Source organism: Delftia sp. PE138, assembly GCF_018320755.1.
GTDB classification, from domain to species: Bacteria; Pseudomonadota; Gammaproteobacteria; order Burkholderiales; family Burkholderiaceae_C; genus Comamonas; species Comamonas tsuruhatensis.
In genome coordinates, this window is the sequence record NZ_JABEPN010000002.1 from 49,033 (window position 1) to 61,663 (window position 12,631).

The window sequence follows — 12,631 nt, forward strand, 5'->3', positions numbered from 1 at the left end:
ACAACGATCCTGGAGGGCAACATGGGCTTGCTGGACAGCTATGGCATGGACACCATCACTCTGAATGGCTCACTGGAGGCCAAGCTCGACGCCATCCGGCGCGCGGGCTTCACCCAGGTCATGCTCAGCGCGCGCGACCTGGCCGGCCACCCCGGCGGCGTCAAGGCGGCAGCGGCGGCCGTGCGCGCCAGCGGCCTGCGGCCCACGGGCTTTCAGGTGCTGCGCGACTTCGAGGGCCTGTCCGACCATCTGCACCACTACAAGGTGGACATCGCCAAATCCATGCTGGAGATGTGCGCCGAGATCGGCAGCCCCGTGCTGCTGGCCTGCTCGTCCACCTCGCGCCATGCCACGGGCGACCTCGACGTGATTGCGCGCGACCTGCGCAAGCTGGCCATGCTCGGCATTCCGCTGGGCGTGAAGATCGCCTACGAGGGCCTGTCCTGGGGCCGCAACGTCAACGAATTCACCACCAGCTGGGACGTGGTCTGCCGCGCCGACATGTCCAACCTGGGCATCGGCCTGGACTCCTTCCACATCCTGGCCGCCAAGACGCCGCTGGATGCGCTGGAGCTGATCGACCGCGACAAGATCTTCCTGGTGCAGCTGTCCGACTTCATGTGGCATGACGCGCCCACCTTCGAGGAACGCATGGCCACGGCGCGCACCTTTCGCGTGTTTCCGGGCGAGGGCGTGCACAGCGAGCGCCTGGCCGACCTGGTGCTGCGCCTGGACCGCCTGGGCTACCGTGGCGACTACAGCTTCGAGGTCTTCAACGACGACTACCAGCAACTGCCGCTGGACACCGTGGCCGAGCGCGCGCGCCGCAGCGCGCAGTGGCTCAACGACGACGTGCTGCACCGGCCCGTGCCGCTGCCAGCCTGGGCGCGCACGGGCGTGCGGGGCGCTGCGGTTTGACGGCAAAATCGTTGTGCGAATGCACTGCAAGGGAGCGCCGGCCGCTCCCTTTCTTCTTTTCCCTGTGAGCCACCATGACCAACCTGTCCACACGAAACCTGGGTCCCTTCTCCGTCAGCGCCGTCGGCCTGGGCTGCATGAACCTCAGCCACGCCTATGGCCATCCGCCGTCGCCCGAGCAGGGCAGGGCCGTGCTGCATGCGGCGCTGGACGCCGGTGTCACGCTGTTCGATACGGCGGCGCTGTATGGCTTCGGCGCCAATGAATCCCTGGTCGGCCCCGTGCTCAAGTCCCACCGCAACCACATCACCCTGGCCAGCAAATGCGGCATGGCCGGCGTGCGCGGCGATGACGGCGTGGTGCGCCGCGTGATCGATGGCCACCCCAGGACCCTGCGCCGCAATTGCGAAGACAGCCTGCAGCGCCTGGGCACCGATGTCATCGACCTCTACTACCTGCACCGCTGGGACCGCCGCGTGCCCATCGAGGAATCGGTGGGCGAGATGTCGCGCCTGGTGGAAGAGGGCAAGGTGCGCGCCCTGGGCCTGTCCGAGATCGGCGCCGACGCGCTGCGCCGCGCCCATGCCACCTTCCCCATCGCCGCGCTGCAAAGCGAGTATTCGCTGTGGTCGCGCAATGCCGAGCTGGGCACGCTGCAGGCCTGCAAGGAACTGGGCATTGCCTACGTGGCCTTCAGCCCGCTGGGCCGCGCCTTCCTCACCGGCAAGCTCCAGGAGGTCCAGGGCCTGGTCAAGGGCGATATCCGCGCCGCCATGCCGCGCTTTGCGCCCGAGGCCTATGCGAAGAACCTGCAGCTGCTCGCGCCCATGCAGTCCATTGCCGAGCGCGCCGACTGCACGCTGGCCGAGCTGGCCATCGCCTGGGTGCTGCACCAGGGCGAGCATGTGATTGCCCTGCCGGGCACCACCAGCGTGGACCACCTGCACGAAGACCTGCGCGGCGGCGCCGTGCGCCTGGATGCGGCCCTGCTGGCCGAACTGGACGACCTCTTCAAGCCCGAGCGCATCCAGGGCGACCGCTATGCCGTGGCCTCGCAGCGCGAGGTGGATACGGAAAAGTACGCGTTCGAGACCGTCTGAACACGCCGCAGGCCGCTCATGGCATGGATGCGGCCAGGTCGAATGGCGCCGTGGGCGTGCCCTGGTGGAAGCGCATCTGCCAGCCCCGCACCGTGCGCAGCCAGACCGAGGAGCGCAGCGTATGCCGGCCGGCCGTTCCATCCTCGGCCACGCTGGCCGAGCGGTAGGTCAGCAGCGCGCTGTCCGGTCCCAGGCGCGCCAGCGCAAAGCCGCCTGACACCAGCCGGGCAGGGGCCTGTGCTGGCAAGGCGGCCGCCAGGCTGTCCACGGTGGCGGCCCGGTCGTGCATGCCGCCCGATCGGCCGAATTCCAGAAAGTCTTCATGCAGCAGCGCCTGCAGCTGGCCTGCGTCCGATCGCACCTGCGGATCGTGCAGCCGCACTTCCAGTGCCTGCAGATGCTGCAGCAGATGGTCGTCGCCGCCATGCATGTCCAGGTCAGGAAGTTGCGCCATGGCCGTGTTGTTCACCATCAGATCAGATCCCGCATGGCCTGCGCCGTCTCGCGCAGCATGGGCAGCACGCGCGCCACGGCGTCCTTGCCGGTTTCGCGGCCCATGGGCATGGTGATGTTGAGGGCGCCGGCCAGCGCGCCGTGGCGGTCGCGCAGCGGCACGGCAATGCCGCGCGAGTCCAGGTTCAGCTGCTGCTCGCACAGCGCCCAGTCCTGGGTGCGGATCAAGGCCAGCTCGCGGCGCATTTCGGCGGGGCAGGTGATGGTGTGCGAGGTGAAGACCGTCAGCGCGCGGTTGTCCAGCCAGTGCTCCAGCTCGGCGTCGCTGCGCATGGACAGCATCAGCATGCCGGCCGCCGTGACCTGGGCCGGCACGCGCGCGCCCAGCACGTAGCCGGTGTTCATGTTGCGGTTGGGTCCGTTGCGCGCGATGTAGACCACCTCGTCGTCGTCCAGCACCGCCAGGTAGGCGGTTTCATGGGTGCCGGCGGCCACGCGCTGCAGGAACGGCTGGACGATGCGCGGCAGCCGCGCCGACTCCAGGTACGACTGCCCCAGCCGCAGCACGCGCGGCGTGAGCCAGAACAGCTTGCCGTCCCCCGCCACGTAGCCCATGTGCTGCAGCGTCAGCAGGTAGCGCCGCGCGGCGGTGCGCGTCATGCCCGTGCGCTGGCCGGCCTCGGCGGCCGTCATGCGCGGGTGGGCGTCGTCAAAGGCTTCGATGATCGATACGCCGCGTTCCAGTCCGGCAATCCAGTCGCGCTGGGCGAGGGTGGAAGGTGTTGTCATGACGGTTTTGATTTTTCCGTATTAACCCTGGGTGCGTGCGATTATCGAACAGCGCGGTGCGATCAGCGCACATGCCTTTCGAAATTGGCTTGGGCGCATCCATAGGCGGGAACTACATTTTTTACATCCCGCCGGCCTGGCCGCAAGCATCGGGCAGGGGCCTTTTCTACATGGAGGAGACAACACATGAGCGCAACCCCGATACACACACAGCCCACCGGGCACCAGCCGCGCAAGGCCGCCACCAGCGGCTGGATAGGCTCGGCCCTGGAGTACTACGACTTCTTCATCTACGCCACGGCGGCTGCGCTGATCTTTCCGCAGATCTTCTTTCCGCAGGGTGATCCGGCGATTGCCATCATCGCCTCGCTGGCCACCTATGGCGTGGGCTATGTGGCGCGGCCCATCGGCGCCTTCGTGCTGGGCCACCTGGGCGACACGCACGGGCGCAAGCAGGTGCTGGTGTGGTGCATGTTCCTGATGGGCTTTTCCACCATCGCCGTGGGCCTGCTGCCCACCTATGACCAGGTCGGCCTGTGGGCGCCCGCGCTGCTGGTGCTGATGCGGCTGATACAGGGCTTCGCGGTGGCCGGCGAGATCTCGGGCGCCAGCTCCATGATCCTGGAGCATGCCCCGTTCGGGCGGCGCGGCTTCTTCGCCAGCTTCACGCTGCAGGGCGTGCAGGCCGGCCAGATCCTGGCAGCGGCTGTGTTCCTGCCGCTGGCGCACTACATGCCTCCCGAGCAGTTCAACAGCTGGGGCTGGCGCATTCCCTTCATCCTGAGCTTCGTCGTCATCATCGCGGGCTGGATCATCCGCCGCGAGGTCAACGAGACCCCGGCCTTCACGGCAGCAGGCCGCAGCAAGGCGCGTCCGCGCTCGCCCGTGGTCGAGGCCTTCCGCCACCATTCGCCCGACATGCTGCGCGTGGTCTGCATGGCGCTGATGAACGTGATCCCGGTGGTGGCCACCATCTTCGGCGCGGCCTACGCCGTGCAGCCCGCCTATGGCATCGGCTTCGCCAAGGACATGTACCTGTGGATTCCCGTGGTGGGCAACATCGTCGCGGTGCTGGTGATCCCCATGGTGGGCAACCTGTCCGACCGCATCGGCCGGCGCCCGCCCATCATCTTCGGCGCGCTGCTGTCGGGCCTGCTGGCCATCGGCTACCTCTACGCCATCAGCGAACGCAACATGCCGCTGGCCTTCGCCATGTCCATCCTGATGTGGGGCGTGGTCTACCAGGGCTACAACGCGGTGTTCCCCAGCTTCTACCCCGAGCTGTTCCCCACCCGCACCCGCGTCTCGGCCATGGCCATCTCGCAGAACGTGGGCACGGCCATCACCGCCATGCTGCCCGCGCTGTTCACGGCCGTGGCGCCTCCGGGTGCGCACAACATCTGGCTGACCGTGGGCCTGATCGCCTTCGGCATCACCGTGGTGGCCGCCCTGGCCGCGTGGAGCGCCCGCGAGACCTACCGCGTGCGCATGGAAGACCTGGGCGAGGCCGGTGCGCAGCCCGTGGCAGCTGCCGAGTACGACCGCCTGCGCAACCAGGCCCTGGCCCAGTCCGGCCGCTGAATCCTGCAACCCAAGGCATCCGAAGGCCCCAGGAAATGATTTCCGGAAAAACCACCCTCATCGCGCACATCGGCGACCCGACCGAGACCTTCAAGTCGCCCATGATCTACAACCCGTGGTTCGACAGCCGGGGCATAGACGCCTGCGTCGTGCCCATGGGCGTGAAGGCGGCGCATTTCGCCAGCGACTTTGCCGCCATCATGCGTTTCACCAACCTGCGCGGCGCGCTGATCACCATGCCGCACAAGGTGTCCGTGGTGGACCTGGTGCACGAGGTCACGCCCGCCGTGCACATTGCAGGCGCCTGCAATGCCGTGCTGCGGCGCGAGGACGGCACGCTGCTGGGCGACCAGTTCGACGGCGCGGGCTTTGTGCGCGGCGTGCTGCGCAAGGGGCGGCAGCTGCAGGGCGCGCGGGTGCTGATTTCCGGGGCGGGTGGCGTGGGCTCGGCGATTGCCGCCTCGCTGGCGGCGGCCGGCGTGGGCGAGCTGATGCTGTTCGATACGCGGGACGAGAGCGCGCAGGCCCTGGCAGGGCGGCTCGCTGCCTACTACCCGAGGATGAAGGTGGGCACGGGCTCCAGGGACCCGCGGGGCTTTGACGTGGTCGTCAACGCCACGCCGCTGGGCATGAAGGACGATGACCCGCTGCCGTTCGATGTGCAGCGCATCGCACCCACCGCCTTTGTGGGCGAGGTGGTGATGAAGTCCGAGTTCACGCCGCTGCTGCGCGCCGTGCGCGACAAGGGCTGCGACTTCCAGGTGGGCACGGACATGCTGTTCGAGATGATTCCCGCCTACCTCGAATTCTTCGGCTTCGGCAGCGCCACGCCCGACGAGCTGCGCGCCACCGCCCACATCTCCTACTGATCCAGCCGACAGACAACCGGCCCTGGATGCGTCCGGGGCAGGGCGCAGCCACGCCCGAAAAAGCAGTTTTCACAGAGAAGGAGACAAGACCATGCAACAGCAAATGCACCAGACACCGCGAGTGCCGCAGCGCGGGGCCCTTCGCATCCTGGCCCTGACCACCGTGCTGGGCGCCTGGGGCGCGGGCGCCCAGGCCCAGTCCTCGGTCACCATCTACGGCAGCGTGGACCAGTACATCAACCACATGCGCAGCAGCTCGGGCGCATCCATGACCACGCTGGAGGACGGCGCCCTGCTGCGCAGCCGCCTGGGCTTTCGCGGTCAGGAAGACCTGGGTGGTGGCCTGTACGCGAAGTTCCAGCTGGAGATGGGCATCAACGCCGACAACGGCACGCAGGCCGACAGCACGCGCGGCTTCGACCGCCAAAGCTGGGTGGGCCTGGGCGGCGGCTGGGGCGAGGTGCGGCTGGGCCGGCAGAACACGGTGATCTTCGGGCGCGGCGACTACATCGACTTCACCTCGCGCACCTTGGGATCGATGGTCAACAACTTCGGCGTGCCCTCGCGCTTCGACAACGACATCTCCTACACCTCGCCGCGCATGGCCGGCTTCCTGTTCGAGGCCCACTACGCCATGGCCGAGACCGGTGCTCCAGCGCGCCAGGCCATCTACCAGCTGGGCCTGGACTACCTGAACGGCCCCTACCGCGTCGGCTATGCCGGGCTGTATGCGCGTGCGCCGCAGAGCGCGGCCTATACCGACGCGGTCCGCTACGACAACCTCTACGCCAACTACGACTACGGCAAGGGCAAGGTCCAGCTGGCCTTTGTGCGGTCCAACAACAGCACGGCGGGCTCGGCGGGCAACAACACGGGCACGGTGCTGGGCAATGTGGGCGGGCTGGTGGCGGGCACGAATGCCGATGTGCGCCGCTTCTACCGCGTCTGGCAGCTGTCGGCCGACTACCGCGTGACGCCGCAGCTGCGCGTGGGCGCACTGTGGGGCCGCATACAGGATGGCTCGGACAGCGGGCGCGGCGCATCGGGCGGGGCCATCGCGGCCTACTACGACCTGTCCAGGCGCACCATGCTCTACGCGGTGGCCGAGCAGTTGAAGAACGACCGCAATGCGGGCTTTAGGCTGGCGGCCTCGGGCGGCATGAAGCCCAACTTCACATCGGCCGACGACGTCAACGGCCGCACCATCAAGGGCGTGCAGCTGGGCGTGCTGCACCGCTTCTGAGGGGGCATGCCATGGCACAGCTGCACCCGCTTCGCATTGCCGTGGCCGGCGCCGGCGCGATCGGCCAGGCCCATATCGCCGCCATCGGGGCCCAGGCGGATTGCCACCTGTCCGCCATCGTGGACCCGGCGCCCGCAGCCCGGGAGCTTGCCCAAAGGGCCGGGGTGCCGCTGTGGCGCGACCTGGGCGAGCTGATCGCCCATGACCGGCCCGACGCCGTGGTGCTGGCCACGCCCAACCGCCTGCATGCCCCGCAGGCGGCCCAGTGCATGCATGCGCGCCTGCCCATACTGCTGGAAAAACCCGTGACCGCCACCGTGGCCGAGGCCCAGCGGCTGGCCGCGCTGGCCGATCGCTGCGGCGCCCGGCTGCTGGTGGGCCACCACCGCGCCCACAGCCCGATCATGGCGCGGGCCGCAGCCCTCATCGCCCAGGGGCGGCTGGGCCGCCTGGTGGCCGTGACCGGTGCGGCCCTGTTCTACAAGCCGGACGCCTACTTCGAGGAAGGCTCCTGGCGTCGCGAGGCCGGTGGCGGCCCCATCCTGCTCAACATGATCCACGAGGTCCACAACCTGCGCATGCTGTGCGGCGACATCGTGGCCGTGCAGGCCTTCGCCTCGCATGCCACGCGCGGTTTTGCCGTGGAAGACACGGTGGCCATCAACCTGCGCTTTGCCAGCGGTGCGCTGGGCAGCTTTGTGCTTTCGGACACGGCCGCCAGCGCGCGCAGCTGGGAGCAGACCTCGCAGGAGAACAAGGCCTATGCCAGCTATGAGGACGAAGACTGCTACCTGGTGGCGGGCACCTTCGGCTCGCTGGCCATACCGAGCATGCGGCTGAAGACCTATGCATCGGCCGGCCAGCGCTCCTGGAATGAGCCATTCGACCTGGATGTGGCCGCCGTGGAGCGCGAAGACCCGCTGGTGCGCCAGATGGCGCATTTCGCGCAGGTGGCGCGCGGCCTGGCGCAGCCTCTGGTCAGCGTGCACGACGGCCTGCGCAACCTGCAGATCACCGAGGCCATTGCAGAGGCTGCCCGCATGGGCGCCGCCATCGACACCACGGCGTGACCCGGACATCACCGGCGCGCCATCCTCCATCCATGACATCAAGCCACGGAGCCTCCATGAAAAAGATCCTGATGCTGCACGGCATCAACCACAACATGTTCGGCCAGCGCGACCCCGCCCAATACGGCACGGTCACGCTGGCCGAGATCGACGCCTCGCTGCGCAGCCTGGGCAGCCAACTGGGCTGCGAGGTGGACAGCTTCCAGACCAATTGCGAAGGCGCCATGTGCGATCGCATCCACCAGGGCTTTCGGGACGGCGTCGATGGCGTGCTCATCAACGCCGGCGCCTGGACGCACTACAGCTACGGCATCCGCGACGCGCTGGCCATGCTCACCGTGCCCGTGGTGGAGATCCACATGAGCAACATCCATGCGCGCGAGCCCTTCCGCCACCACTCGGTGTTTGCCGACATCGTCCGGGGCCAGATCTGCGGCTTCGGCGCGGACAGCTATCTGCTGGGCCTGCGGGCCGTGCTGTCCGCCGTCGCATAGGATGCATGGCGCGCAACTGGCCATGTATCGTCCTTCGAACTCCCTCGCTCGACGCGCCGCATGCCGTGACCAGGCTTCATTGAGATGAACTTCGCTGATCCCGGCCCGCGCCGCTCCGTTTCCTTTCTCCTGCTGCTGCCGCTGCTGCTGGCCGCGCAGCCGGTCGCCACCGATGGCTATCTGCCGGCGTTGCCCGAGATCGCGCGCGACCTGGGCTCGGCCAGCAGCAGCCTGACCGTGTTCATGCTGGCCTTCGGTGTCGCCCAGCTGGTGTGCGGACCGCTGGCCGACCGCTTCGGGCGCCGGCCCGTTCTGCTGACGGGTTTGGCCTGCTACACGGCAGCGGCGGCAGGCTGTGCGCTGGCGGGCAGCGCGGACGCACTGGTGGCCTGGCGCGCCGTGCAGGGCGCGGCCATGGCGGCCATCCTGGTGTGCGCACGGGCTGCGGTGCGCGACCTGTATCCGGCCCATGAAGGGCCGCGCATCATGGCCCGCGGCCTGATGGGCCTGGGGCTGGTGGCCCTGGTGGCGCCGATTGCCGGTGCATGGGGCGTCCAGGCCACCGGCTGGCGCTGGGTGCTGGTGGCGATGGGCGTCTACTCGCTGGCTTTGCTGGCACTGTGCTGGCGCACTTTCAGCGAGACGCGGCAAGCGCCGGCGGAGTCTGCCCCGGTCATCGCATCCGTACCCGTATCCGTATCCGCTGGCGGTGTGCGCCAGGTGTTCGCCGACCCCGGCTTTTGCGCCTGGACGGCGCTGGCCGCAACCACCTACGGCGGCATCTTCTGCTTTTTGCTGCTGTCGCCGATGGTGTACGTCGACCTGTTCGGCCTGTCGCCCGTGCTCTACGGCTGGATTCCAGCAGGCGGCTCGCTGGTCTACATCCTCGGCATCACATGGTGCCGGCGCCTGCTGTCGCGCCGCGGGCCGGTGCGCACGGTGCAGCTGGGCGCTTCGCTCAGTCTGCTGGGGCCGTGCATCCAGATCGCCGGCTGCGTGCTGGCGCCGGCCTCGCCCTTTCCACTGCTGCTGGGGCACGCGGTGTATGCGCTGGGCCATGGCCTGCACCAGCCTTGCGGCCAGGCGGGCGCGGTGGGTGGCCTGCCGCCGCAGCTGGCCGGGCGGGCCGTGTCGTGTTCGGGCTTCGCGATCATGTGCGTGGCCTTCTGCACCGGCCAGCTGGCGGCGCAATTTGTCGATCCGACGATGCGCCACCGTGCCTGGCCGATGGTGCTGCCCATGGCGCTGGCGGGCGTTGTGCTGGTCCTCATCGCCTTTGTCTGGCTGCCGCGGCTGTACCGGGTGGGGGCAGCGCAAAGGGTTCAGCCCCGGTCATGACACCGCTCATGCATCCGCGCGGTATTCACCCCGATGCTTCATGAACCGGTGGTAGGACATGCGCAGGTGCAGCTGCATCACCTGGCGTGCCAGCTCCCCATCCCTGGCACGTATGGCGATCACCAGGTCGCAGTGGTGGTGCAGGCTTTGCACCAGCTCTTCGGGCGTGTAGATGTAGAACGACCGCTTGATGATCGGCATGTCGATCATCGTCGCCAGCATGGTCTTGAGGCGCGGCGAGCCCGATGCCTCGATCAGCGCGTGGTGAAAATCCCGGTTGGCTGACTGCACCTCGCCAATGCCGTCGTGGCCAGCGGCAATGCCGGCCTCCATGCGCTGGTTGCTGGCCTCCAGCTCATCGGCCAGCCCCTCGCCGCCGCGCGTGGCCGCGAGGAACGAGGCGTACGGCTCCAGCAGCATGCGCAGCTGGAAGGTCTCCTCCACATCCCAGTCGCTCCACTCCGACACGCGGATACCCTGGCCCGCGCCATCGGTGGCCAGGCCATCTTCCACCAGGCGGTGCAGCGCATTGCGCACCGGTGTGCGGCTCAGTCCCAGGTCGCGGGCAATGGGCTCCTCCTTGAGCTGTTCGCCGGGTCGGTAGTGGCCGCCGATGAGCCGCTGCCGCAGAACCTCGTACGCCTTGTCTTTCACGTTTTGCACTGTGTTTGCACCAAGTGGATGGGAGTGGTGCGCCGATTCTAGGTGACGGCGGAGGGACCCGTTTCGCTTCGCTTCATTCCGAAAAATACAAAACAAGTACAAATATTCGAAGTTCTACGGGAAATCTCTAGGAAGAAAAAGGAGATGCACTCCGTAGACTGCGATGAATGTTTTAAATTTGTATTTTTATGAAGTTCGCAATACTGGGTGGTGGAATGGTCGGCGCCTGCTACATGCAGGCCTTTTTGGAGCAGGGGCACAGCCTGGTGGGCCTGTGCGAGCTGCAGCCCAACGCTGCGGTGGCCGACGCCGTGCAGGCCGCTGGCGCGCAGGTGCATGCCGCGCCCGGCGCCTGGCTGGCCGGGGCCGACGTGGTGGTGAGCGCCGTGTTCGGCACCGTGGCGCGCAGCCTGTTCGAGGCCTGCCTGCCCCATCTGCGCGATGGCGTGGTCTATGTGGACATGACCACGGCCGACCCGCAGGAGATGCGCGAATGCGGCGAGCTGGCCCGGCGCGTCGCCCAGGGCAGGGCGGTGCACTTCGTGGACGTGGCCATCACCGGCGCGGTCAACCTGGGCGGCAGCAAGACGCCGCTGCTCGTGGCCGGTGGCAAGGCCGGTTTTGTACAGGAATTGTTCTTGCCCCTTGGCGGCTCCGTTCGCGTGGTGGGCGGGCAGCCGGGCGATGCCGCCGCGCTCAAGCTCCTGCGCAGCATCTACACCAAGGGGACCGAGGCGCTGGCCGTGGAGTGCCTGGTGACGGCCCAGCAGATGGGCCTGCGCGAGCAGCTGCATGCCGTGCTGCAGGACATCGACGAGACACCGCTGCGCACGCTGATGGAGTCCATGGTGCGCACGCACATCCCGCATTCCGCGCGCCGCCGCAACGAGGTGGCCGAGGCCCGGCAGCAGATGGCCCGCAACGGCCTGGCGCCCATCGCCTTGACCGCCGTCGAGGCGCTGTTCGCCGACACGGCCCGGGCGCATGCGGTGCAGCCCTTCACCGGCACCTCCACCGACGAGGCCATCGATTGGCTGGGCAGCCATGTGCTCGCCAGCCGCCCCTGATCAACGTATCCCTGCGCCCACCGACACCACCAAAGGAGACATCCGCAATGACGACCCCGACCCGACGCCGCCTGGCCCTCGCCGGCCTGCTGGCACTGACCGCTGCCGCCATGGCTCCGGCCCATGCCCAGGGCACCTATCCGCAGCGACCCATCAGGTTCATCGTGCCCTTTCCGGCCGGTGGCGGCACCGACAACCTCACGCGGCTGGTCGGCACCAAGCTCACCGAGGCCCATGGGTGGGCCATCGTGGTGGAGAACAAGCCCGGTGCCGGTGGCAACCTGGCTCTGGACCAGGTGGCCAAGGCCCCCGCCGACGGCCTGACCCTGGTGATGGCGCAGACCGACAACGTGGTGCTCAACCCGCTGCTGTACTCCAAGCTCACCTACAACCCCGACAAGGACCTGCGCGCCGTGGCCCTGGTCGCAGCCGGCCCGGCCGTGCTCGTGGTGAATGCCGATTCCCCGTACAAGTCCCTGGACGACATCATCCAGGCGGCGAAGAAGGAACCCGGGCGCCTGAGCTTTGCCACGCCGGGCACCGGCACCATTTCGCACCTCATCAGCGAGGCCTGGCAGAAAAGCTCGAATGTGAAGTTCACCCACGTGCCGTTTCGCGGCATGGCGCAGGCCATGCCCGACCTGCTGGGCGGGCGCATCGACATGTACATGGGCTCCATCCCCACGCTGCTGTCGCACATCCAGTCGGGCAAAGTGCGCGCCATCGGCGTGACCACCGCGAGCCGCTCCAAGCTGCTGCCCGACGTGCCGACCTACACCGAATCCGGCATCAAGGGCGTGGAGCTGGCCAGCGTGTGGGGCGTGATGGCCCCGGCCGGCACCTCCGACGCCATCGTCAGGCAGCTCAACGAAGCCATCAACAAGGTGGTGAACGCACCCGACACGGCCAGGAAGATCGCCGACTCCGGCGCCGAACTCATCACCGGCACACCGCAGGACATGGCCAGGCTCTACGCCAGCGACCGCGCACGCCTGGCACCCATCGTCAAGAGCTCTGGCACCACGCTCGATTGAGCGGCACGGCTT

Annotated in this window: 13 protein-coding genes; 10 read left to right on the top strand and 3 right to left on the bottom strand. The window is 68.1% G+C overall.

Annotation, left to right across the window (positions count from 1 at the left end; all coding sequences use genetic code 11):
* Window positions 1-21: 21 nt before the first annotated feature.
* Window positions 22-918, top strand: coding sequence for a sugar phosphate isomerase/epimerase family protein (locus tag HFGMBDPB_RS09165; protein ID WP_016450427.1), 897 nt, complete (start codon window positions 22-24; stop codon window positions 916-918).
* 74 nt (window positions 919-992) lie between these two features.
* A complete protein-coding gene (locus HFGMBDPB_RS09170) occupies window positions 993-2,018 on the top strand; it encodes an aldo/keto reductase (protein WP_016450426.1) in 1,026 nt (341 codons plus the stop codon).
* 16 nt (window positions 2,019-2,034) lie between these two features.
* On the opposite strand, the gene HFGMBDPB_RS09175 is transcribed toward HFGMBDPB_RS09170, so the two are convergent.
* Together HFGMBDPB_RS09175 and HFGMBDPB_RS09180 are read right to left on the bottom strand one after the other, a co-directional pair.
* Entirely contained in the window at window positions 2,035-2,472 is a 438-nt protein-coding gene (locus tag HFGMBDPB_RS09175; protein WP_249343398.1) for a nuclear transport factor 2 family protein, read from the bottom strand.
* Window positions 2,473-2,489: 17 nt separating this feature from the next.
* Entirely contained in the window at window positions 2,490-3,260 is a 771-nt protein-coding gene (locus HFGMBDPB_RS09180; protein WP_012206241.1) for an IclR family transcriptional regulator domain-containing protein, read from the bottom strand.
* Window positions 3,261-3,446: 186 nt separating this feature from the next.
* On the opposite strand from HFGMBDPB_RS09180, the gene HFGMBDPB_RS09185 reads away from it, so the two are divergent.
* From HFGMBDPB_RS09185 to HFGMBDPB_RS09210, 6 genes are all read left to right on the top strand, one after another.
* Window positions 3,447-4,841, top strand: a complete 1,395-nt coding sequence (locus HFGMBDPB_RS09185; protein ID WP_203400766.1) for an MFS transporter — start codon at window positions 3,447-3,449, stop codon at window positions 4,839-4,841.
* Window positions 4,842-4,876: 35 nt separating this feature from the next.
* Window positions 4,877-5,710, top strand: a complete 834-nt coding sequence (locus tag HFGMBDPB_RS09190; protein ID WP_212645279.1) for a shikimate dehydrogenase family protein — start codon at window positions 4,877-4,879, stop codon at window positions 5,708-5,710.
* Window positions 5,711-5,801: 91 nt separating this feature from the next.
* Window positions 5,802-6,953, top strand: a complete 1,152-nt coding sequence (locus HFGMBDPB_RS09195; RefSeq protein ID WP_212645280.1) for a porin — start codon at window positions 5,802-5,804, stop codon at window positions 6,951-6,953.
* Window positions 6,954-6,964: 11 nt separating this feature from the next.
* Window positions 6,965-8,023, top strand: a complete 1,059-nt coding sequence (locus HFGMBDPB_RS09200) for a Gfo/Idh/MocA family protein (protein WP_212645281.1) — start codon at window positions 6,965-6,967, stop codon at window positions 8,021-8,023.
* A 56-nt stretch (window positions 8,024-8,079) separates the two neighbouring features.
* Window positions 8,080-8,517 carry a type II 3-dehydroquinate dehydratase gene (aroQ, locus tag HFGMBDPB_RS09205; RefSeq protein ID WP_013801830.1) on the top strand — a complete coding sequence of 146 codons (438 nt, stop codon included), beginning with the start codon at window positions 8,080-8,082 and terminating at the stop codon, window positions 8,515-8,517.
* 84 nt (window positions 8,518-8,601) lie between these two features.
* Window positions 8,602-9,855 (top strand): MFS transporter, encoded by a 1,254-nt coding sequence (locus tag HFGMBDPB_RS09210; RefSeq protein ID WP_126312966.1) that lies wholly within the window; start codon window positions 8,602-8,604, stop codon window positions 9,853-9,855.
* Between the two features lie 6 nt (window positions 9,856-9,861).
* Here the strand turns inward: HFGMBDPB_RS09210 and HFGMBDPB_RS09215 are convergent, their stop codons facing one another.
* Window positions 9,862-10,518, bottom strand: a complete 657-nt coding sequence (locus HFGMBDPB_RS09215; RefSeq protein WP_012206234.1) for a GntR family transcriptional regulator — start codon at window positions 10,516-10,518, stop codon at window positions 9,862-9,864.
* 188 nt (window positions 10,519-10,706) lie between these two features.
* Between HFGMBDPB_RS09215 and HFGMBDPB_RS09220 the strand changes: the two genes are divergently transcribed.
* Window positions 10,707-11,585: an NAD(P)-dependent oxidoreductase gene (locus tag HFGMBDPB_RS09220; RefSeq protein ID WP_212645282.1), complete on the top strand. Its 879-nt coding sequence runs from the start codon at window positions 10,707-10,709 to the stop codon at window positions 11,583-11,585.
* Window positions 11,586-11,632: 47 nt separating this feature from the next.
* Entirely contained in the window at window positions 11,633-12,619 is a 987-nt protein-coding gene (locus HFGMBDPB_RS09225) for a Bug family tripartite tricarboxylate transporter substrate binding protein (RefSeq protein WP_016450417.1), read from the top strand.
* Window positions 12,620-12,631 lie beyond the last annotated feature (12 nt).